We start from the raw sequence: 20,321 nt of genomic DNA on the forward strand, positions 1-20,321 counted from the left end.
CGCCACCCTGTCGTTTTCTGACAGCATTGCCAAGCCAATGCCTAGCACTCTTTCCCGTCAAAAACAGTTCCAATCAACCTTATCAATAACTTAATCAGAGTCGCCAACGTTGGCACACCCATTGCAATGTGTTTCTCAGTCAGAACAGCGAAACAACATAAAAAATTTATCAGCAAGCCCCAAGAGGCAGAGAGCAGGCTTAAACATCAATAACAATAAATTGCCTGACCATGCTTCGACTCCTCTAACCCCCGGCTCCATAGCGGGGGTATTTATTTTGGCGACTTTTCTAGTATCCTGCACACCTTGAAACCGTGCCACCCACGCCAGCAGGAATACCATGTACACCCACAACACTTGGAACATTGAAGCCGCCCGTCGCCTATACAGCATCCAGCATTGGGGTGATGGCTATTTCGATATTAACGCAGCGGGCAATGTCGCTATGTGCGTCCCCGGCAACCCGGCGCAACAAGTCGATTTACACGCCCTCGCCATGCGCGTTCATAACGAAGATGGAATGCGCTTTCCGCTGTTAGTACGCTTCGTCAATGTGCTGCACGACCGGGTGCAACGCTTGCAGGGGGCATTCAACCAAGCGATTGCCGATTGCGGGCAAAGCAGCCAATACACCGCGATTTACCCCATCAAGGTGAACCAGCAACGCAGCGTCGTTCAAGAAATCCTCAAAGGCGGCGGCACACAAGTCGGTTTGGAAGCAGGCAGCAAACCCGAACTCATGGCGGTACTCGGTTCAGCCCCCACCGGCAGCACCATTATCTGCAATGGCTACAAAGACCGCGAATACTTACGCCTTGCCTTGATCGGGCGGCAAATGGGGCATCGCATTTTCATCGTGGTGGAAAAACCCTCAGAACTCGCCGAAACGCTGGAAGAAGCTGCCAAACTGGGCATTGAGCCATTACTCGGCATTCGCACCCGTTTGTACACCCTCGGCAAAGGCAAATGGCAAAACACCGGCGGTGAGAAATCCAAATTCGGACTCTCTGCCGCACAAGCCTTGTATATGATTGAGCAGTTGCAAGCCGCCGGGAAACTCGATTGCCTGCAATTGCTGCACTTTCACATGGGGTCGCAGATTGCCAATATTCAGGATATTCAACGCGGAATGCGCGAAGCCAGCCGTTATTTCGCGGAATTGCATCGCTTGGGCGCCAACATTCGCGTGGTCGATGTCGGCGGCGGGTTGGGCGTGGATTACGATGGCTCCCGTTCGCGCAATGAATGCTCAATCAACTACAGCTTGCAGGAATACGCCAATACCGTCGTGCGCAGCGTGCAGGACGTGTGCGAAGAATACGAACTGCCGTTTCCCGATTTCATCTCCGAATCCGGGCGCGGTTTGAGCGCCCATCACGCGGTCTTAATCACTAACGTCATCGACACTGACCCCGAACAGCCCGAAGTGCAGCCGATGCTGAGTGAGCCGGACGATGATGACCCGATGATCTTGCACAATCTGTTCCGCCTGTATCACAACCGTAAGCGCTTACCGCCTTCAGAAATCTACCACGACGCGGCGTATTGGTTGGACGAGGCGCACGGCATGTACGCGCACGGTTCGATCGACCTCAACCAGCGGGCTAGGGCGGAAGAATTCCATCGTGCGATTTGCCGCAAATTGCTCAGCCAGCCGGAACTGTTTGAAGCCTTAGAGCCGGAAATTCAAACCAGCTTGCAGGAAAAGTTAGCGGATAAGTATTTCTGCAATTTCTCGCTGTTCCAGTCGATGCCGGATGCCTGGGCGATTGAGCAGATTTTCCCGATTATGCCGCTGCACCGCTTGCAGGAAAACCCAGATCGGCGTGTCACCTTGCAAGATTTGACCTGTGATTCGGACGGTACGGTGTCGCATTACGTCGAAAGCGGGCGGCTGGCAAGTACGCTGGCGCTGCATTCGCTGCAAAAAGATCAGCCGTATTTGCTGGGGATTTTTATGGTGGGCGCGTATCAGGAAATCCTCGGTGATTTGCATAACCTGTTTGGCGACACCGATTCCATCAATGTGGAATTGTTGCCGGATGGCAGTTATAAGTTATCCGAGCCGGAACGCGGTGACACCATTGATGAGCTGTTGCGCTATGTGCATTTCGAGCCGAAAGATTTGCTGGCGCAATGCCGCCGTAAACTGGCCGCTGCCGTGGACGATTCTGAGCGCCAAAAAATGCTATTGCGTGAAATAGAAGCGGGTTTAATCGGTTATACTTACCTCGAAGATTAATTCGGGGCAAATAGGAAAATCATGGAATACGTATTGTTAGGCGTACTGCTGTTAGGCGCGGTGTTGTTTTTGCTGGGTTGGTTGGTCATGGCGGGCTTGTGTTTCCAGCGGCATCCGGTTACTGGCTTGGTGGCATTGATTCCGGGCGTTAATGTGTTGACTTTGCCTGCGATGTGGCATCGGGTATCTGGTTGGGTGCTAACCAGCTTTATCGGTATATTGCTGGCGGCGGTGGCATGGTTTGCGGGTGCGAACCAGCATGTGTACCGTCATGCGCAAGCAATGGGGATGAATGTGTCTGCGCCGGTGAGTGCTGCACCGCAGGCGGAGGAAACCCCAGCAGAAGCCGCACCAGTCACGCATACCATTGACATTCCTCCCAATGCCCGTGCTGAGCAGCCAGCGGTTGCCATAGCAGCCTCAGTTCCTGCACCTGCTCCTGCGCCTGCTCCTGCGCCCAAACCGGCGGATGTGTTGGCGGGGGCGAAAAGCTTACCTTCTAGTGCTTTATACCACGTGGTGTTCAAGCCGATTGAACTGGGTAAATTGTCGGACAATATCGGGCAATACGTGCGCATTACGCAGAAAGACGGGCGCAAGCGTGAAGGCAAGCTGGTGGCTGCCTCTGCCAATGAGATTGGTTTGGAGGAGCGCTTGAACGGTGGCACGGTGACGCGCACTCTGAAAACTGCTGACATCCGCGAGGCGGCGCTGATGACACACGAACAAGGCAAGGAGTAACGTCATGCAATGCTACGTTTACCGCAGTCGGCGCAAACAAGGGTCTTTCCTGTTCCTGCCGGAAAAGGATAATTTTGCGCGAGTCCCTGAGGTTTTATTGAAGATTTTTGGTGTGCCTGAGTTTTCGTTTGAGTTTTTTCTGGACGATGAACGCCAGTTGCAATTCAAGGTTGCAGCCAGCGAAGTACGGCGGGTGATGCAGGAGAATGGCTTTTTCTTGCAACTTCCTCCCAATGAAGAACTGCCTTGCTGACGAGTATCAATCACTAAGCCGGTAAACGTGGCATAATCAAACCATGCTGACGGGAGGTGACAGATGGGGCAGGAAATTGCACATGACCATTTTAGTCCTGAAGACTGGCGAGAATACGCGCGGCGTTTGGATGTTGAAACCCGCTTGCTGCGCGAGCAGCTAACGGCAGGGAGGTTTTCCAAGCAACCCTCCATGGGTGGCTTTGAGTTGGAAGGCTGGCTCACGGATGTACACTTACGCCCCTTGTCCTGCAATACCGTTTTTTTACACGCCTTAAACAGCTCGTTGGCGACCACGGAACTGGCAAAATTTAATATTGAGCTGAATACACCCCCGCGTCCGCTGACGGCGTTGGCGCTGTCTGAATTTGAAACTTCCCTGCGCGAATTGCTGGAACGTGCCAATACGGCAGCGCAAACCCTCGATGCAAACTTAGTGCTGATCGGCATTTTACCCAGTGCCGCGCAAAGTGATTTTGGTTTGGCAACCATGACCGATTCCAACCGCTACCATGTGTTGAATGCTGAAATCCTCAAAGCGCGGCAGGGGCGACCGTTACGCATGGCAATTGACGGGCGCGAATCGCTGCATATTCACCACGATAGCGTGATGCTGGAGGCGGTGACGACTTCGTTTCAGGTGCATTGGCAAGTGTCGGCAGACGTTGCCCATCATTTCTATAACGCGGCGCTGATTACCTCGGCACCGATTATGGCGGTGGCGGGGAATTCGCCGTTTCTGTTCGGGCGTGCCTTGTGGCAGGAAACGCGGATTCCGGTGTTTGAGCAAGCGGTGGATGCCGGGCGTGAGAGTCCGGCACGGGTGAGTTTCGGTTCGGGGTTTGCAGACAGCAGTATTGCGGAATGTTTTGAGGAAAACCGCGACATTTACCCCGTGTTATTGCCGGAGTTGTTGGATGAACCCGCCGAACGCTTTGCCCACTTACGCTTGCATAATGGGGTGGTCTGGCGCTGGAATCGCCCGCTGGTGGGGTTTGATCCTGACGGTACGCCGCATATTCGTCTCGAACACCGCATTTTGCCCGCAGGCCCTAGCGTGCCGGATATGCTGGCGAATGCGGCGTTATTTTACGGGTTGACCCAGTATATCGCGGCGCAATTGTGTGCTGGCGAACCTTTGCCAATGGCATTTGCCACTGCGCGTGAAAATTTCTATAACGCGGCACGGGTGGGCTTGGATGCCACATTGCGTTGGCAGCGTCAGGAATGGCAGGTTCCGCCATTGATGTTGGATGAGCTGTTGCCGCAAGCAGCAGAAGGTTTGGCACAATTGGGAATTGCGGAGGTGGATATTCGCCATTATCTGAGTGTTATTGCAGCACGGATTGAAACTGGGCAAACCGGGGCAGTGTGGCAACAGCGTCATCTGGCGCGGACTCAGGGCAGTTTTTACCGGCTATTGCTGGATTATGTGCGCTTGCAGCGTACTCACACACCTGTTCACACTTGGGCTATGGATTGAGAATAACCACACATGCTGACATTGACTGAATTGGATACCTTACCAGCGGGCTTTTTTGCGTTGCGCAGTCCGCGTGACTTGCACACTTTGATGCCGAACCCAACGCTGCTGCATTTGCAGGGCAAGCGTGAGCCGCGTGTGTTTATTTCGGTGCTATTGCACGGCAATGAAGACACAGGTTTTTTCGCCATTCAGCAACTGTTACAGAAGTACCAGACGCAAGCGTTACCGCGTTCACTTTCGGTATTTTTCGGCAATATCGAAGCGGCGACGTTCGGGAAACGCCGTTTGCAAGGTCAGCCCGATTATAACCGGGTGTGGCCGGGCAGCGCGTTAGGGGATTGCGATGAAACCCGCTTAATGGTGCAAGTGACCGACATTATGCTGGGCAAAGGTTTGTTTGCCAGCATCGACGTTCACAATAATACCGGTAAAAATCCGCATTACGGCTGCGTCAATGTGCTGGATAATCGTGCGCTGCAATTGGCGCGGTTGTTCGCCAATATTGCGGTGTATTTTGAAACGCCGCGTGGGGTGCAGTCGATGGCGTTTGCGCCGCATTGCCCGGCAGTGACGGTGGAGTGTGGCAAACCCGGTGTGGCGCACGGGGTTGAGCATGTGCTGGAATTTTTGGATGCGGTATTGCATTTGCAGGAATTGCCCGATCACCCGCTACCGCCGCACGACATGCAGATTTACCAAACGGTGGCACGGGTGACATTGCCGGAACAATACAGTTTCAGTTTTATTGATCCGATGGTGGATATTCAACTGTTACCGGCACTCGACCATTACAATTTCTCGGAATTACCAGCGGGGACGGCGTTTGCTACCACTGCCCATCCGCACGCTCGCTTACACGCTTGGGATGATGAAGGTGTCGAAGTCGGGGAGCATTTCTTCACCCGTCAGCAAGGGCGCATCCAACTCAAGCAGCCGCTAATGCCTGCGATGCTGACGCTGGATGAAACTGTTATCCGGCAAGATTGCCTGTGCTATTTGATGAAACGTTTAGGTTGAACGGCTTATTTGAATACCACGGTTTTATTGCCATCCATAAACACGCGCCGCTCAATGTGTAGCCGCACGGCTTTGGCGAGGGCACTGTTTTCGAGGTCACGCCCCAAGGCAGCGAGGGCTTCGGGTTGGTAGGTGTGGTCAACGCGCTCTACCGATTGCTCAATAATCGGGCCTTCATCCAGATCTGAAGTGACGTAATGCGCGGTAGCCCCAATCAGTTTCACCCCACGGTCGTAGGCTTGGTGGTAAGGGCGTGCGCCTTTGAATCCGGGCAGGAATGAGTGGTGGATATTGATGCACATGCCCGCCAATTTCCGGCAGGCGTCGTCGGAAAGAATTTGCATGTAACGCGCTAACACCACCAATTCGGCTTGGGTGTCAGCGACAATTTCCAACATTCGCGCTTCTTGTTCGGCTTTATTGGTTTTGTCGACGGGTAAGCATACAAAGCGGATGCCTTCACGTTCCACCAACGAACGTAACTCCATGTGATTGGAAACCACGCAGACGACGTTCATATTCAAATCGCCTTTGTTCTTGCGGTACAGCAAATCCACCAAACAATGATCCGCCTTGGAGACCATTAGCACCACGCGGGTGGCGCGGGTGGCATTGGTGATGCCCCACTGCATCGCAAAATTTCCGGCAATCACCGCAAATTGTTGGCGCAGTGTTTCAATCGTGGGGGATAACTGGCTATCGCGGCGGAACATAATCCGGCAGAAAAATTTCTGGGTCATCTCGTCATCGTATTGCGCCATTTCGGTAATGTAGCATTGGGATTCTGCTAAAAAGCTGGTGACAGCAGCGACAATACCCGTTTTGGCGGGGCAGGTGACGGTGAGGATGTAGGCATTTGCGTGCATGATGACCTTGTGCTGGTAGCTAGTGTTTTTCACAAAGGCCGTATTTTACCCTAGTAGGCGGGAAATTAAATGCTTTACCGTACCCGTTCACCGCCGGACTGCTACTGTCCGGCGGTTTGCTGCTAGATTCATTGGCATACCAAGCTGTCACGCAAGCGTTGGATTTGACCCAACAGCATTTTTTTGGTGTTAGGGTTGGTAACGGTTTGTAAACGTTGTTCCAATGCTGCGATGGTATCCAGCGTGGCTTGGTCTTGGCTGGCATCACACGCTGGCGTAGGCGCATCACAGGTCACAGCACCACCGTAATTGCCGGTATACGCATTGCTCATTTGCCAGCCGAGGTTTAAGAAGTCGTTGCCAGGGTTAGTGCCAGCCGAGTTAGGCAGTTGGCTAAAGGCATCTTGGTTGTCGATCAGTTTGACCCCGGCTACGCAGCCTTGATTGCTGGTAAAGCTCAGGATTTTCTTTTCTTGACCTGCTACCCAACCAAAGTTCGGAACACCGGAACCGCTGAAGTAATAGCCTAATGATACATAGTCGGCTTGAGTGTTTTCACTGGGTGCATCCACCCGTGAATGATCCATCCAATTCACGCCGTTAATATGGCTGGTAATATTATCCACGGAAAAGGCGTTATTGCTTGAGTGTGGTACGACGAGTGTGACTTGTGCAGATAACAGCATATCCGGGTTAGGCGTGGAGTCGGGGGTCATGTAAACCGTATAATTGTTGCTGGCAGCGTCAAAACCAATGCGGTATTGAACGGCAGCACTGGCTTCCATACTGAACAGTGTTAAAGCAGAGAAGGCAACGGTAGCCGTCATGGTACGGACTAATGTGTGGCGAATGGCTTTCATAAAAGTGCTCCTTGTTATAAGATATTGAAACTAAACGTTTTTGTGTTTGTCTTCGTGTGTGTTTAGTTTCCGTCAGAGCACTCATGAACGCAATTCGGATTCTGATAAAAGGCTTGGATTTGCCTATAAATGGGTTGGATGTACGGTTGTGTAGAGTAAATCCCACACGCCATGACCTAAACGTAAGCCGCGTTGCTCAAATTTTGTGAGTGGGCGGCTATCCGGGCGTGGCGAATAAGGGGTGTTTTGGGCTAAATTTAGCCAATTAGAGTTGTTTTCCAGCACTTCCGCCATGTGTTCGGCGTAAGGCTGCCAATCCGTCGCTAAATGGAACACGCCGCCCATCTGTAGGCGTGTTGCAATCAGGTTGACAAACGGTGCTTGCACGATGCGGCGTTTGTGGTGCTTTTTCTTGTGCCAAGGGTCAGGAAAAAACAGTTGCACCCGATCCAGCGAATGGACGGGGATGCGTTGTTGCAGGATTTCGACCGCATCGGTATTCATCACCCGCACATTTTGCAAACCCTGATCGCCGATCAGTTTGAGCAAATGCCCCACACCGGGGGTATGCACTTCAATGCCGATGAAATCACGTTCCGGCGCGGCGGCTGCCATTTGTGCGAGGGAATCACCATTGCCAAAGCCGATTTCCAGCGTTACCGGGGCAACGCGCCCGAATAGGGTGGGGAAGTCGAGCGGCGTGTCACTGGGTTCGATGCCGAAAATCGGCCATAGATTCGTTAATGCTTCTTCCTGCGCCTTGGTGACGCGACCTTGCCGCAAGACGAAACTCTTAATGGCGCGATGCGGTGCTGCTGTTGTATCCATGACTCTGCCAGTGTTTAGAAGAACGTGCCTTCCAGCGGTGAGGAAGCGGAGGCATAACGTTTACGTGGCATCCGCCCGGCAAGAAAGGCTTCGCGCCCAGCTTCAATGGCTTTTTTCATGGCGGAAGCCATCAGCACGGGGTTTTTCGCGCCTGCAATGGCGGTGTTCATCAGCACACCATCGCAGCCCATTTCCATCGCAATCGCTGCATCTGAAGCCGTGCCAACACCGGCATCCACGATAATCGGAACCTTAGCGTTTTCAATGATTTCAAGGATGTTATATGGGTTGCGAATGCCTAAACCTGAGCCAATCGGTGCTGCCAGCGGCATGACAGCCACACAGCCGATTTCTTCCAATTGACGCGCAATCAGCGGGTCATCGCTGGTGTATACCATGACATCAAAGCCATCTTTTACCAGAATTTCAGCCGCTTTCAGGGTTTGAATCGTGTCAGGGTAAAGGGTTTTGGCATCGCCCAGCACTTCCAGTTTGACCAGCTTGTGACCATCCAGTAATTCACGTGCTAAGCGGCAAGTGCGCACGGCATCCTCGACGTTGTAACAGCCTGCGGTATTGGGCAGTAGGGTATATTTATCTAGGGAAATCACATCCAATAGGTTGGGTTCGTCTTTATTCTGACCGATGTTGGTGCGGCGAATCGCGACGGTAATAATTTGCGCACCGCTGGCTTCGGTGGCGGCTTGGGTTTCTGCTAAGTCTTTGTATTTGCCGGTGCCAACCAACAGGCGGGATGAATATTCCTTGCCTGCAATGGTGAGGGTGTCCTGAGAAGTAGGTGTGTACTGCATTGCTAGTTCCTTATGGTTAACCGCCACCGATGGCGTGGACGATTTCAACCGTATCATGGGGTTGTAGTACGAAGGTGTCAAATTGACTGCGTACCAACAGTTCCTGATTGATTTCGACCGCTAGTCGTTTGTCTTGCAACGTTAGAATGTTAAGCAATTGTGTCATTGTCGTAGCTACCGGCACTATGTGTGAAGCGCCATTGACGAGTATTTCCATCAGATTGTCCGGGAGAGTTTTATGGAGTCGCTATTACATCACAAGCAGGCAGAACTGTATAACACTTCTTCAGGCCGCATTGTGTCCAATTTAATGGTTGGTCGAGAAGTTGAGTTTAATCAGTTAGATGAAGTTTATAAAACTTCAGATACTAATGAGCGACTTGCAAAATCCGACAAACTGAGTTGCTCAATTTTCAGCATTGACCGAACGCCGCATATTCAGCCGATTTTTTACTCAATTTGACCAACGAAACCTGAGCTTTTTCAGTTTTACCGTAACTTTTGCTAAATTTCACCCATACCGATGCGACTGCTCCTGTTTTTCAGTCAGTCTTCCCGTGTTTTTTCAAACCCAGTCGCTTTATAACAAGACACGCATCAGTTGATCAGCACTCAACACCAAAATCCCAAACATCAAGTGGCTGTAAACTTTTTGCGCACCTTGCACCCACACATTCCGACCACCAAATTCATCCTTCAGGCGGGCATTGGTTCGTTCTACGGTGCTGCGAATTTTGTAACGCTCGGCATCAGCAGGTTCAAACGCTTCTTTCTGTCCGCCGCGAGGATTGTGATCAATCAGAGGGACATGCCCCAGATGACGGCTGTATTCGTGCAAATCAGCACTGCAATAGGCCGCATCCATCAGGTCGTAGAGACTGGTGACACGTTGGGCACTGATTTGAGAGAGTGGGATGGCTGCCCCGCTGTCGTGAAAGGAGGCGGAAGACAGAATGGCTGCTATCGGGACACCACAATCGGCGGTATCGATATGCAGTTTGTAGCCGTTCCAACTGTGCTTGTAGCCTTGGGCATTCTTCTTCGTCCCCCGGTTACACTGAACCGGTATCTCATCGAGTGCTTGCTGAAGTGACTGTTCCCGTTGGCGCTGAATCCGTGTTTGCCCTTGTTTTTTCTTTGGCTTTTCCTCGGCAACAGGCCGTTCACGTGCCTCAATGGCTGTTGAATCCCGACACAGGTGGCCGATCAGCGCATCGCCCAAATACGTTTTCACCAACGTTTCATGCACACGTTCCGCTAAACGCTGTTCAGCAAATTCAGCGAAGGCACGTGAAAAGGTGGATTCGGAAGGCAGTTTCTTGGTCAGGGGAAACCCGCAGATGCGTCGCAGGGAGCGATCGTTTTGCAGCCGGTCAATGAGTGCTCGCGTATTGACAATATTGAGCACGCTTTTGGCGACAAAAGCATTGGCAAACCAAGATCGCTCCGTCGCTGGCCGTCCAGACCCATCACGAAAAGAGCGCACAAAATCTTCAATGCGCGTCAGCTCCAGTACGTGAATGAGCTTTTCAAGCTTGGGGGTCAATGTGCCAAAGGCATCATTGAAGCAAGGCAGTATTTCAATTTGCAGCAAACTCCAGCGTTGTGCAATCAGGGCGCGTTCGGTAGAATTCATAGCGTGGGCTTAATGGTTGTTTTGACGCTTCTATTATCGCCGAAAACGGCAGCCCACACTTCTTTTTTCCTTCAGATGAAGGAAGGTTCACGCTGAAAATGTAATTTTGCAAGTGGCTCTAATATTGTTTGGGTGATGGGTTCAAGTGGTGTAGGTAAAACACTACTGATTCAACATTGGTTACAATATGGTGCGCCAAACAATGATAATGTGCCAATTTATCATTGGAGATTTTCTCATGAGGTTGAAAAATTTCCCTTTCATGGGGTGTTCGCTGTTTTTATTGACCATATGCTTGAATGGTTGGAAGAGCCTGATTTCAGTCATCATGATTGTTTGACTAAGGTAAATTTACTGATCAAACGCTTGCAGCATACAAAAGTTTTACTGATTCTTGATAATATACCTGAGAGTATGTTGGATAATGCTTCTACTATCAATGATGGTGATTCCTATATTTGTTTTGATATGTTTTTAAAACAGCTCGCTTCGGTAAATGCAGGATTGTGTCTCTTAATAACTCGGTCATTTGCCAATATGCAAGAATGGAAGCATTCTGCGGTTTATCACCTGACACTTAATAATTTCTCATTCAAAAATGGAGCTGCACTGTTACACAAGAGCCACTTGCAAAATTACATTTTCAGCGTGAACCTTCCTTCATCTGAAGGAAAAAAGAAGTGTGGGCTGCCGTTTTCGGCGATAATAGAAGCGTCAAAACAACCATTAAGCCCACGCTATGAATTCTACCGAACGCGCCCTGATTGCACAACGCTGGAGTTTGCTGCAAATTGAAATACTACCTTGCTTCAATGATGCCTTTGGCACATTGACCCCCAAGCTTGAAAAACTCATTCACGTACTGGAGCTGACGCGCATTGAAGATTTTGTGCGCTCTTTTCGTGATGGGTCTGGACGGCCAGCGACGGAGCGATCTTGGTTTGCCAATGCTTTTGTCGCCAAAAGCGTGCTCAATATTGTCAATACGCGAGCACTCATTGACCGGCTGCAAAACGATCGCTCCCTGCGACGCATCTGCGGGTTTCCCCTGACCAAGAAACTGCCTTCCGAATCCACCTTTTCACGTGCCTTCGCTGAATTTGCTGAACAGCGTTTAGCGGAACGTGTGCATGAAACGTTGGTGAAAACGTATTTGGGCGATGCGCTGATCGGCCACCTGTGTCGGGATTCAACAGCCATTGAGGCACGTGAACGGCCTGTTGCCGAGGAAAAGCCAAAGAAAAAACAAGGGCAAACACGGATTCAGCGCCAACGGGAACAGTCACTTCAGCAAGCACTCGATGAGATACCGGTTCAGTGTAACCGGGGGACGAAGAAGAATGCCCAAGGCTACAAGCACAGTTGGAACGGCTACAAACTGCATATCGATACCGCCGATTGTGGTGTCCCGATAGCAGCCATTCTGTCTTCCGCCTCCTTTCACGACAGCGGGGCAGCCATCCCACTCTCTCAAATCAGTGCCCAACGTGTCACCAGTCTCTACGACCTGATGGATGCAGCCTATTGCAGTGCTGATTTGCACGAATACAGCCGTCATCTGGGGCATGTCCCTCTGATTGATCACAATCCTCGCGGCGGACAGAAAGAAGCGTTTGAACCTGCTGATGCCGAGCGTTACAAAATTCGCAGCACCGTAGAACGAACCAATGCCCGCCTGAAGGATGAATTTGGTGGTCGGAATGTGTGGGTGCAAGGCGCACAAAAAGTTTACAGCCACCTGATGTTTGGGATTTTGGTGTTGAGTGCTGATCAACTGATGCGTGTCTTGTTATAAGGCGACTGGTTTTGAAAAAACACGGGAAGACTGACTGAAAAACAGGAGCAGTCGCATCGGTATGGGTGAAATTTAGCAAAAGTTACGGTAAAACTGAAAAAGCTCAGGTTTCGTTGGTCAAATTGAGTAAAAAATCGGCTGAATATGCGGCGTTCGGTCAATGCTGAAAATTGAGCAACTCAGTTTGTCGGATTTTGCAAGTCGCTCACAAGAAAGGTGTTAAAGGGCTACCCGATGATTTGATCAAAGTATCGGCCTTATTTGAACATCATCCACTAACACTGGCTCTATTGGGCAATTATTTAAGTAAAAAATGTGCCAATGATTTATCAAAACTTGATACCATTCCTGTTTGGCTTGACAAGAAAGAGGATGGTCGTGTTACACGCCGTATACTCGCTGCTTATGAAAAATGGCTTAGTAGAACACCTGAACTTGCATTAGCTTATCTACTGAGTATGGCTGATTCCTATCATCTGTCTACAGAAGTGATAGAGGACTTATTAAAACGTATTGCTTTGTCTTATAAAGGTTCTGGATTGACTCGCCCATTTCCTAAGGTTTTCTTGCCACTACGTAATATTAAATCATCAAGAATTAACCAATTGAAACAGAATTTAGGGCACTTAGATTTGTTGACTGTCAGTGCACAAGGGGAGTTTCTTGAAATGCCTGTCTCGGTGCGCGAGTATTTTGTCCAAAACTTTAAGCGTAAGTTTTATGAAGATTGGCAAAAAATTCGTAACTACTCAGTCTATCCAAAAACCGCTCTGAGAGACTCAAACGGATTTCGCCCCTGAATCTTGTCGGTTTCCCACACGGAACGGATAACACAAAAAGCCTCCGCACCGCCCATTGCGCGGAATCCACCCGCCACCTTGAGTTTAACTTTGACGGGTCGAACGGCTCGTTCAGCCAAATTGTTGTCAAACGGTACATCAAACCGCTGAATGAACTGCAACACCGAATCCTTGAAGTCACGTAGACGGCATAACAAGTTTCTGGCGGGGTCTTGTTTGGCTTTGCCTTGTTTAGGGTTGATTTTAGGTTGTTCAGGGAAAATCAACAGTCCGTGATTCACCCATTGGTCATAACGTTGCTTGAGTTCAGTCATTTGCTCCAGCGACAATGCCGTTTGTTGCGCGTCTTTTGCTTCAGCCACTGCGGTCTTAGCATCAATCAAGACCTGTTTGAGTTGTGCAGGCCATTGATGTTTGAGGGTTTCATCAAAGTAGTTCAACTCCCGCAGCAGATGCGCCCCACAAAGGCTGTGTACCACCTGATCAAAGCGGAAATACGGTTTCCAATGGTCATGAACCGCAACGCCTTGGAATACCGGCAGGATTCCCGCCGCTGTCATGGCCTCGTATCCGCGCCGTGCATGGGCAGTGTAGTAAACGGCTTCGGGTGTTGCGGCTACATGCAACCATTGGGTTTTGCCTTGCGCCCGCATTCCGCTTTCATCAAAGTGAGCCACGTCGCTGCTACTAATGGTGTTCTGAATAGCTGTATAAGTGGCCGTCAGGTTTTCACTCGCCTGACCGATCCAGTGCTGCACACTGCCATCGGAAGGCTTAACACCGTATTGGTCGAATACAATCTCGCTTGCCCGTGACAGCGAAATGAAATGACCTTGTACCAAACCCACCGTATAGGCCTTTAAACGTGCGCCGTAACTGATGTAAGGGGCGAGTGTTGCCGGGAATTCGCCTTTATGAACCTTGCCACAACCACACGTGCAAATCAGTTGGCGGTGTTCCGTGACCACGATTTGGGGTTCGGGAATGTCCCACTGTTGCCGACATTCACCTGTCTCAATCAGGGCTTCGGTTAGCGGCAAACCACAGTCGCAATGCCCGGCAACACCGTAATATTCCACGTGATCGGGTGATGGGTGCATCACGAGGCTATGCCCTTTATGACCTGGCTGGCCACCTTTTGGGCGTTGTCCAAGCTGACGCGGCTGTGCGGGTTGGCGTTTCAGTCCATCCGATGACGGGGGCTTGTGTGAATTTTTACTGTTTTTGTTGAGCTGTGCTTCCAGCTCATTCACGCGGGCGGTCAACTGATCAATACGGTCAAAAAGCGTCAACACTAACTCCACCAATTCGGCGTGGCTTAACTGCTGGAGACTTTCTCGTGTTGGGCGGGGTAGCTGGTTCATATCGATAGTGTAGCTGATTTTTTAGGAGACTGAGTAGTTACAAAAATTCAAGAGTTGATCCGTGTCCAACAGTCCGGGTGTAGTACATTTATGCTTAAATCTGGTATAGATATTGTGCTTGATACCTCAGCTAATTCTGATGATGAGGCTTTCACAGCCCAGCAGAATCTTGATATAGAAGTGGAGGGTAAAAATTGGGTAACTGCTAGTGAATTAGCTTCGCATTTACATCAGAAAATGTTAGTCAGAGGGGATATACAAGCCGCAATCAATTATGCTCGCCAAAGTACAGCTTACGCGCACTTGAGTGGTAATACCTGCTATTTGCAGCGTAATTTGAAGGTGTTGAATGGTTTATTGCAGCAGGCGTAATTGATGTTTGGATAGTGCCTCCTATGAAAACATAAGAGGCATTTTAGCAGTGAGTGTTAACGTGGTAATTCTTCCAGCAATAACGATTTGCCTTTCATCCCATCCGGTTTGGGCAGCCCCATTAAGTGCAATACCGTCGGCGCAAGATTGCTCAAGCCGCCTTCAGTCGATAGCCGCCAGTTGGATTTATCCATAATGAGGCATGGCACGGGGTAAACGGTGTGCTGGGTATTGGGTTCGCCAGTCAACGGGTCGATGTATTCGTCGCAGTTACCGTGGTCAGCGGTCAAAATCACCGAGTAATTGTGAGCAACTGCGCTATCCAATAAGCGCCCGACTTCACGATCCAGTGCTTCTACGGCTTTAATCACTGCACCGGGGACAGCGGTGTGACCTACCATGTCACCGTTGGCGAAATTCACCACGATGAAGCAATATTTGTCCTGCTCAATCGCACTGATAATGGTGTCAGCGACTTCTTTCGCGCTCATTTCCGGCTGATCGTCGTAAGTTTCCACCTTGGGTGAGGGGATGACAATACGCTCTTCGCCCGCATACGTGCGTTCGCGCCCGCCATTGAAGAAGAAGGTAACGTGGGCGTATTTTTCGGTTTCTGCACAATGCAGTTGCTTCAAGCCCGCTAAACTGATGGTTTGCGCCAAGTTGGTTGCTGGGCGTTCGGGTGAGAAAATGACGGGGGCAAGCAGGCGTTTGTCGTATTCCGTCATGGTGGTGAGCGAAACCGGCTCAAATTCACCCCGGTCAAAATCGGCAAAGTCCGGGTCAGCTAAGGCTTTCGCCATCTGGCGCGGACGGTCATTGCGGAAGTTGAAAAACAGCACGGTGTCATTGCTTTGGATGCGTTCAGCACCCGGCATAATGCGCGGTTTGATGAATTCGTCGGTTTCCCCAGCGGCATACGCATCATCCACCGCTTGCAAGGCGCTGCTGGCGGGTGTGCCGATGCCTTGCACCATCGCGTCCCACGCGAGTTTGGTGCGTTCCCAGCGGTTATCCCGATCCATTGCGTAAAAGCGACCGGTGACGGTGGCAATTTCACCGCCGGTCATTTCCATCACCCGCTGGATTTGCTGGATAAATTGCTTGGCAATTTTAGGTGCGGTGTCACGCCCGTCGGTAATGACATGCAACACCGGCTTTACATTGTGTTCCATGCAGGCTTTCAGTAGGGCGATAATGTGTGTCATGTGGCTGTGTACGCCGCCGTCCGACACTAAACCGAGTAAATGCAGTGGGCGTTTGTCGGCTTTGGCACTTTCCAGCGCATTCAGCAGGGAATGGTTTTTGTAGAAACTGCCATCCTCAATCGCATCTTCAATACGCACCAAATCCTGACGTAAAATTGTGCCACAGCCAATGGTCATGTGCCCGACTTCGGAATTGCCCATTTGCCCATCCGGTAGCCCCACAGCACGCCCTGATGCTTGCAGCGTGGTATGGGGGTAACTGCCGAAATAGCGGTCAAAATTGGGCGTGTCGGCTTCGTGTACCGCATTAAAGCGTTTGCTGGGGTTAACGCCGAAACCATCCAGAATCACCAGAATGGTTTTACGGCGAGGTACGTTTGGGTGTCTTGGTTTCACTGTTTGCTCTCATCATACAGTCTGTCGTGAAGTCATGCATTGTAACAGGTAATCAGTTAATTTGGCTTGTGGAATGGACTTGTAAAAAACGTTACTCTCGTCAATGAACTGTCACGTAATAGGTGTTGATTCCGGTAGTCACGGGAGCCAGCTATGCCAGCTTCCGCGACGTGTTTGACCCGGTTGAGCCAAGTGACGAAGACAATATGTTGAATGCCCACTCAGCTTGATTTGCCGTCTTCTTCCTGCTGACGGAAGTTTTCTTCCATGCGTTTGAATTCGGCATCCATGCGTTCTAATTCAGCTTCCATTTCTTCATCAGTCAAGGGGCGGAAAGCTTCATCATCGGTAGATTGGACTGGAGCAGTTTCCTCGAAAATGTACTGATCATTTTCCCAGGCAGTTGTCACTGCTGCACCTGTTGCCGCTGCTGTAGTCGTGGGTGCTGCTGGTGGTTTGATTTCACGTTGGTATTCGAGTTTCTCGCGGTCTTCTTTTTCCGCGTTCGCTTCGGCAATGCGTTGATCAAACAGGCGGCTGGCAAGCAAACCCACTTCAAACAGTAACCACATGGGCACAGCTAACATCACCTGTGATAGCACATCGGGTGGCGTTAAAAACATGCCGACGATAAAAGCGACGACTATTACATACGGTCTTGATTGTTTAAGGGTTTCTCGACTAGTGATGCCAGTGGTGATTAATAAAATGGTCGCTACCGGCATTTCAAAGCCAATGCCGAATGCCATGAACATCATCATGACGAAATCGAGGTATTCGGCAATATCCGGGGTAACATCGACATTAGAGGGAGCGAAGCCTGGAAGGATGCTAAACATCATCGGCAGTACTAAGAAATAGGCAAATGCCATGCCGGTATAAAATAGTGCCACGCTGGAGAGTAATAGCGGTGTGACAATTTTCTTTTCGTGCTGATACAGTCCGGGGGCAATAAATCCCCACACTTGATACAGCACGTAAGGCAATGCCAACACAAACGCCACCATCAATGCGAGTTTGTAAGGGATAAAGAAGGGTGAGGCTACACCGACAGCAATCAGTTTTTGTCCTTCTGGTAAATGCCGAACCAGCGGATCCGATAACAGGTTGTATAAATCTTGAGCAAATGGCATCAGAATCAAAAACACAATGCCAATTGCTAGCACCATGCGCAATAAACGGTCACGTAATTCCAGCAGGTGTTGCAGGAAACCGAGTTCCTCGCCTTCGGAGTGAGGCGTGTTAGGATTTTTCGTCATGTGGCTTGGTGGCGTCTTCAATACTGTGGCGAACGTCGGTGGTGTTTTGTTGCATCAGATCACGCAAAGAACGAATTTCTTCTTCCTGTTTGCTCAACATGCTGCGCATTTCTTCAGTGCGTAACTCGCGCTCAATATCGGTGCGGGTAGTGGCAATAAAGGCACGTGCTTTGCCAAGCAAACGCCCAGCTTTGCGAGCAAGACCGGGCAAACGTTCGGGGCCAATCACCAATAAGGCAATGACCCCGACAACAAGCATTTCAAAGAAGCTGGCTTCAAACATGGTATGACCCTAGCATGAGTATCGGGGTTACACCTTGTCTTTTTCTTTTGCTTCCGCATCGATTACACGTCCACCGGGGATATTGTTCGGTGGTTGTTGTGGGACTTGTTCTGAGGTTTCTTCCTGCCCGTCCTTCATGGACTTTTTGAAGTTTTTGAAGGTTTCACCAAGGTCACTCCCCATATTGCGTAAGCGTTTAGTGCCAAACAATAGAAGGATAATGACCAGAATCAGTAATAATGACCAAGGACTGATGCCACCTAAACCCATTTCGTTTCTCCTTAAGTTAATGTGTGCGGCTGGCTTTTTCGACCAGACCGGAGACGCCAAAGCGTCGGGCTAATTCTTCCAGTACCGCATCGGGGTGTAAGCCCTGCTGTGCCAGTAATACCAATGTATGAAACCACAAATCTGCAACTTCATACACAATTTTGTCTTTTTCGCCGTCTTTGGCTGCCATCACGGTTTCGGTGGCTTCTTCGCCGATCTTTTTCAGGATCGCATCCAGCCCTTTGGCGTAGAGTTTGGCAACATAAGAACTGTCTGGCTCCGCTTGTTTGCGGCTTTCCAGCACCTCGGCAAGTTGTGCAAGTACGTTATCATTCATCATGGGGCTGGAGTATACCTAATTCAATTGGTGTGCGGCGACTGATGAAGCGGTTTCGGTAATGTTTGGTAACAAAGCCGTCATTTTCCAGTCGGATTGTTGTGCCGCATCGTCCAATAACTTGCACAGCAAGTGCAATAGCTCGTTGCTCAAGTTGAGATCGACACCTTTATCATGGTTGTCTTTGAAAGCAATTTGCAACGCGCCGTTCTCTTTGTGACGAAAGCCCGCTTTCACCACCAGCAACGGGTCTTTGCCCAACGGCAGGTTGTCGGTTTCACGGAAGGGGTTATTAAACGCGGCTTTGCTTTGCGCCCGTTCGTGTTCAAACGCGACAATCGCTTGGCGGGAGCTGTAATCGCTGTGCTGTTTGACCGCAGGGGATGACATCAGCGACTCCTGCAAAACTGGCCAGAGGCGAACCAGAAATCGCCGCGTTAGCCAGAAACGAAATTCTTCATTAGCCACAGTATTCATGCGCATCAGGATGCGGTCTTCTTCCTGAATATAGCGAATTTGGATTTGCGCGGGTGCTGCTGCCATCAGATTCACAGCCTCATCTCAATGCCTTGGGCTGCCATGTAGCGTTTAGCATCACTCACGGTGTATTCACCAAAGTGGAAAATACTCGCAGCAAGCACCGCATCCGCTCCGCCTTTGAGTACGCCATCGGCTAAATGTTGCAAATTGCCAACCCCGCCGGAAGCGATCAGCGGAATGCCTACGCGATCCGTAATCGCACGGGTTAAACCGAGGTCGAAACCGACTTTCGTGCCATCGCGATCCATGCTCGTGACCAGCAATTCACCCGCGCCGTATTGCGCCATTTTTTCTGCCCATGCCACGGCATCAATGCCGGTACGGTTGCGCCCGCCGTGGGTGAAGACTTCCCAGCGATCCGGTTCGCCCGGTTCATTGACGCGCTTGGCATCAATCGCCACCACGATGCATTGCGAACCGAAATAGTCAGTGCATTCGCGTACCAAATCGGGGTTGGTAATCGCAGCGGTGTTAATGCCGACTTTATCCGCACCCGCATTCAACATGCGGCGCACGTCTTCGGGCTTGCGAATGCCGCCGCCAACGGTGAGCGGAATAAACACTTGCGAGGCAACCGCTTCGACCATGTGTACGATGGTATCGCGGTTGTCGGAACTGGCGGTAATGTCGAGGAAGGTGATTTCGTCCGCGCCTTCACGGTTGTAACGCGCGGCGATTTCCACCGGGTCGCCCGCGTCACGGATGTCGACGAAGTTCACGCCTTTGACAACACGACCGTTGTTCACATCAAGGCAGGGGATAATGCGTTTGGCTAAGCCCATGAGATTGGCCTGTCGTTAAGAATTCAAGCCCGTATCCTATGCTGATTGACCGTTGGTAGGCAATGCTTTGGCGTTTATCCTGCTTTGATTGGTTGAGCATGACGTTTCTGTGACATCTTTTGAGCCAATGGATGTGGCTAAGAAATCAAGCCTATCCAGAGGTTGATTTTTGGAA

The 20,321-nt window shown here is 50.6% G+C and carries 24 protein-coding genes; 10 read left to right on the plus strand and 14 right to left on the minus strand.

The genetic code is table 11. From position 1 onward, the window contains the following. The first annotated feature begins 340 nt into the window (after window positions 1-340). From speA to QJT81_03700, 5 genes are all read left to right on the plus strand, one after another. Window positions 341-2,242 carry a biosynthetic arginine decarboxylase gene (gene speA / locus QJT81_03680; GenBank protein WGZ95101.1) on the plus strand — a complete coding sequence of 634 codons (1,902 nt, stop codon included), beginning with the start codon at window positions 341-343 and terminating at the stop codon, window positions 2,240-2,242. A gap of 21 nt (window positions 2,243-2,263) precedes the next feature. Further along, window positions 2,264-2,983 (plus strand): hypothetical protein, encoded by a 720-nt coding sequence (locus QJT81_03685; GenBank protein WGZ95102.1) that lies wholly within the window; start codon window positions 2,264-2,266, stop codon window positions 2,981-2,983. A 4-nt stretch (window positions 2,984-2,987) separates the two neighbouring features. After that, window positions 2,988-3,236, plus strand: coding sequence for a YcgL domain-containing protein (locus QJT81_03690; GenBank protein ID WGZ95103.1), 249 nt, complete (start codon window positions 2,988-2,990; stop codon window positions 3,234-3,236). Between the two features lie 63 nt (window positions 3,237-3,299). After that, a complete protein-coding gene (locus QJT81_03695) occupies window positions 3,300-4,718 on the plus strand; it encodes a glutamate--cysteine ligase (GenBank protein ID WGZ95104.1) in 1,419 nt (472 codons plus the stop codon). Window positions 4,719-4,730: 12 nt separating this feature from the next. Beyond that, entirely contained in the window at window positions 4,731-5,738 is a 1,008-nt protein-coding gene (locus QJT81_03700) for a M14 family metallopeptidase (protein ID WGZ95105.1), read from the plus strand. A gap of 5 nt (window positions 5,739-5,743) precedes the next feature. Here the strand turns inward: QJT81_03700 and purU are convergent, their stop codons facing one another. The 5 genes from purU to thiS form a co-directional block, all read right to left on the minus strand. Next, window positions 5,744-6,637 carry a formyltetrahydrofolate deformylase gene (gene purU, locus QJT81_03705; protein ID WGZ95106.1) on the minus strand — a complete coding sequence of 298 codons (894 nt, stop codon included), beginning with the start codon at window positions 6,635-6,637 and terminating at the stop codon, window positions 5,744-5,746. Window positions 6,638-6,732: 95 nt separating this feature from the next. Next, window positions 6,733-7,464, minus strand: coding sequence for a hypothetical protein (locus QJT81_03710; protein ID WGZ95107.1), 732 nt, complete (start codon window positions 7,462-7,464; stop codon window positions 6,733-6,735). A gap of 123 nt (window positions 7,465-7,587) precedes the next feature. Continuing rightward, window positions 7,588-8,292, minus strand: coding sequence for a tRNA (guanosine(46)-N7)-methyltransferase TrmB (trmB, locus tag QJT81_03715; GenBank protein ID WGZ95108.1), 705 nt, complete (start codon window positions 8,290-8,292; stop codon window positions 7,588-7,590). A 14-nt stretch (window positions 8,293-8,306) separates the two neighbouring features. After that, a complete protein-coding gene (locus tag QJT81_03720; GenBank protein ID WGZ95109.1) occupies window positions 8,307-9,104 on the minus strand; it encodes a thiazole synthase in 798 nt (265 codons plus the stop codon). 16 nt (window positions 9,105-9,120) lie between these two features. Beyond that, window positions 9,121-9,321, minus strand: a complete 201-nt coding sequence (gene thiS / locus QJT81_03725) for a sulfur carrier protein ThiS (GenBank protein ID WGZ95110.1) — start codon at window positions 9,319-9,321, stop codon at window positions 9,121-9,123. A 21-nt stretch (window positions 9,322-9,342) separates the two neighbouring features. On the opposite strand from thiS, the gene QJT81_03730 reads away from it, so the two are divergent. Continuing rightward, window positions 9,343-9,567 (plus strand): hypothetical protein, encoded by a 225-nt coding sequence (locus tag QJT81_03730; GenBank protein ID WGZ95111.1) that lies wholly within the window; start codon window positions 9,343-9,345, stop codon window positions 9,565-9,567. Between the two features lie 117 nt (window positions 9,568-9,684). On the opposite strand, the gene QJT81_03735 is transcribed toward QJT81_03730, so the two are convergent. Further along, the gene (locus tag QJT81_03735) at window positions 9,685-10,740 is read right to left on the minus strand and encodes a transposase (GenBank protein ID WGZ95112.1); all 1,056 of its coding nucleotides are present in this window, start codon (window positions 10,738-10,740) and stop codon (window positions 9,685-9,687) included. A gap of 135 nt (window positions 10,741-10,875) precedes the next feature. Here QJT81_03735 and QJT81_03740 point away from each other — a divergent pair, with 135 nt between their 5' ends. From QJT81_03740 to QJT81_03750, 3 genes are all read left to right on the plus strand, one after another. Continuing rightward, window positions 10,876-11,535 (plus strand): hypothetical protein, encoded by a 660-nt coding sequence (locus tag QJT81_03740; GenBank protein ID WGZ95113.1) that lies wholly within the window; start codon window positions 10,876-10,878, stop codon window positions 11,533-11,535. Further along, a complete protein-coding gene (locus QJT81_03745; protein WGZ95114.1) occupies window positions 11,480-12,535 on the plus strand; it encodes a transposase in 1,056 nt (351 codons plus the stop codon). The genes QJT81_03740 and QJT81_03745 overlap by 56 nt, the downstream gene beginning before the upstream one ends. Window positions 12,536-12,729: 194 nt before the next feature. Next, window positions 12,730-13,335, plus strand: coding sequence for a hypothetical protein (locus QJT81_03750; protein WGZ95115.1), 606 nt, complete (start codon window positions 12,730-12,732; stop codon window positions 13,333-13,335). Here QJT81_03750 and QJT81_03755 read toward each other — a convergent pair. Continuing rightward, a complete protein-coding gene (locus tag QJT81_03755; protein ID WGZ95116.1) occupies window positions 13,290-14,699 on the minus strand; it encodes an IS66 family transposase in 1,410 nt (469 codons plus the stop codon). The genes QJT81_03750 and QJT81_03755 overlap by 46 nt on opposite strands. 90 nt (window positions 14,700-14,789) lie before the next feature. On the opposite strand from QJT81_03755, the gene QJT81_03760 reads away from it, so the two are divergent. Beyond that, window positions 14,790-15,071, plus strand: coding sequence for a hypothetical protein (locus QJT81_03760; protein ID WGZ95117.1), 282 nt, complete (start codon window positions 14,790-14,792; stop codon window positions 15,069-15,071). Window positions 15,072-15,127: 56 nt separating this feature from the next. On the opposite strand, the gene gpmI is transcribed toward QJT81_03760, so the two are convergent. From gpmI to hisF, 7 genes are all read right to left on the minus strand, one after another. Further along, window positions 15,128-16,675, minus strand: a complete 1,548-nt coding sequence (gpmI, locus tag QJT81_03765) for a 2,3-bisphosphoglycerate-independent phosphoglycerate mutase (protein ID WGZ95118.1) — start codon at window positions 16,673-16,675, stop codon at window positions 15,128-15,130. 221 nt (window positions 16,676-16,896) lie between these two features. Beyond that, window positions 16,897-17,934 carry a twin-arginine translocase subunit TatC gene (gene tatC / locus QJT81_03770; GenBank protein ID WGZ95119.1) on the minus strand — a complete coding sequence of 346 codons (1,038 nt, stop codon included), beginning with the start codon at window positions 17,932-17,934 and terminating at the stop codon, window positions 16,897-16,899. After that, complete coding sequence (gene tatB / locus QJT81_03775; GenBank protein ID WGZ95120.1) at window positions 17,918-18,217, minus strand: Sec-independent protein translocase protein TatB; 300 nt, start codon at window positions 18,215-18,217, stop codon at window positions 17,918-17,920. Before tatB ends, tatC begins: the two co-directional genes overlap by 17 nt. Window positions 18,218-18,244: 27 nt before the next feature. Then, on the minus strand, window positions 18,245-18,487 hold the full coding sequence (tatA, locus tag QJT81_03780) for a twin-arginine translocase TatA/TatE family subunit (GenBank protein WGZ95121.1): 243 nt from the start codon (window positions 18,485-18,487) through the stop codon (window positions 18,245-18,247). A gap of 16 nt (window positions 18,488-18,503) precedes the next feature. Further along, a complete protein-coding gene (locus tag QJT81_03785; GenBank protein ID WGZ96445.1) occupies window positions 18,504-18,824 on the minus strand; it encodes a phosphoribosyl-ATP diphosphatase in 321 nt (106 codons plus the stop codon). A gap of 18 nt (window positions 18,825-18,842) precedes the next feature. After that, window positions 18,843-19,367 carry a hypothetical protein gene (locus QJT81_03790; protein ID WGZ95122.1) on the minus strand — a complete coding sequence of 175 codons (525 nt, stop codon included), beginning with the start codon at window positions 19,365-19,367 and terminating at the stop codon, window positions 18,843-18,845. Window positions 19,368-19,372: 5 nt separating this feature from the next. Next, a complete protein-coding gene (hisF, locus tag QJT81_03795) occupies window positions 19,373-20,146 on the minus strand; it encodes an imidazole glycerol phosphate synthase subunit HisF (GenBank protein WGZ95123.1) in 774 nt (257 codons plus the stop codon). Window positions 20,147-20,321 lie beyond the last annotated feature (175 nt).

The sequence above is a fragment of the Candidatus Thiothrix putei genome, assembly GCA_029972225.1.
Classification (GTDB): domain Bacteria; phylum Pseudomonadota; class Gammaproteobacteria; order Thiotrichales; family Thiotrichaceae; genus Thiothrix; species Thiothrix putei.

Excerpts from the sequence above, each read along its gene's own strand:
- speA (WGZ95101.1), top strand. The coding sequence starts at position 341 with ATGTACACCCACAACACTTGGAACATTGAAGCCGCCCGTCGCCTATAC.
- QJT81_03685 (WGZ95102.1), top strand. The coding sequence starts at position 2,264 with ATGGAATACGTATTGTTAGGCGTACTGCTGTTAGGCGCGGTGTTGTTT.
- QJT81_03690 (WGZ95103.1), top strand. The coding sequence starts at position 2,988 with ATGCAATGCTACGTTTACCGCAGTCGGCGCAAACAAGGGTCTTTCCTG.
- QJT81_03695 (WGZ95104.1), top strand. The coding sequence starts at position 3,300 with ATGGGGCAGGAAATTGCACATGACCATTTTAGTCCTGAAGACTGGCGA.
- QJT81_03700 (WGZ95105.1), top strand. The coding sequence starts at position 4,731 with ATGCTGACATTGACTGAATTGGATACCTTACCAGCGGGCTTTTTTGCG.
- QJT81_03710 (WGZ95107.1), bottom strand. The coding sequence starts at position 7,464 with ATGAAAGCCATTCGCCACACATTAGTCCGTACCATGACGGCTACCGTT.
- trmB (WGZ95108.1), bottom strand. The coding sequence starts at position 8,292 with ATGGATACAACAGCAGCACCGCATCGCGCCATTAAGAGTTTCGTCTTG.
- QJT81_03720 (WGZ95109.1), bottom strand. The coding sequence starts at position 9,104 with ATGCAGTACACACCTACTTCTCAGGACACCCTCACCATTGCAGGCAAG.
- thiS (WGZ95110.1), bottom strand. The coding sequence starts at position 9,321 with ATGGAAATACTCGTCAATGGCGCTTCACACATAGTGCCGGTAGCTACG.
- QJT81_03730 (WGZ95111.1), top strand. The coding sequence starts at position 9,343 with ATGGAGTCGCTATTACATCACAAGCAGGCAGAACTGTATAACACTTCT.
- QJT81_03735 (WGZ95112.1), bottom strand. The coding sequence starts at position 10,740 with ATGAATTCTACCGAACGCGCCCTGATTGCACAACGCTGGAGTTTGCTG.
- QJT81_03740 (WGZ95113.1), top strand. The coding sequence starts at position 10,876 with ATGGGTTCAAGTGGTGTAGGTAAAACACTACTGATTCAACATTGGTTA.
- QJT81_03745 (WGZ95114.1), top strand. The coding sequence starts at position 11,480 with ATGAATTCTACCGAACGCGCCCTGATTGCACAACGCTGGAGTTTGCTG.
- QJT81_03755 (WGZ95116.1), bottom strand. The coding sequence starts at position 14,699 with ATGAACCAGCTACCCCGCCCAACACGAGAAAGTCTCCAGCAGTTAAGC.
- QJT81_03760 (WGZ95117.1), top strand. The coding sequence starts at position 14,790 with ATGCTTAAATCTGGTATAGATATTGTGCTTGATACCTCAGCTAATTCT.
- tatC (WGZ95119.1), bottom strand. The coding sequence starts at position 17,934 with ATGACGAAAAATCCTAACACGCCTCACTCCGAAGGCGAGGAACTCGGT.
- tatB (WGZ95120.1), bottom strand. The coding sequence starts at position 18,217 with ATGTTTGAAGCCAGCTTCTTTGAAATGCTTGTTGTCGGGGTCATTGCC.
- tatA (WGZ95121.1), bottom strand. The coding sequence starts at position 18,487 with ATGGGTTTAGGTGGCATCAGTCCTTGGTCATTATTACTGATTCTGGTC.
- QJT81_03785 (WGZ96445.1), bottom strand. The coding sequence starts at position 18,824 with ATGAATGATAACGTACTTGCACAACTTGCCGAGGTGCTGGAAAGCCGC.
- QJT81_03790 (WGZ95122.1), bottom strand. The coding sequence starts at position 19,367 with ATGGCAGCAGCACCCGCGCAAATCCAAATTCGCTATATTCAGGAAGAA.
- hisF (WGZ95123.1), bottom strand. The coding sequence starts at position 20,146 with ATGGGCTTAGCCAAACGCATTATCCCCTGCCTTGATGTGAACAACGGT.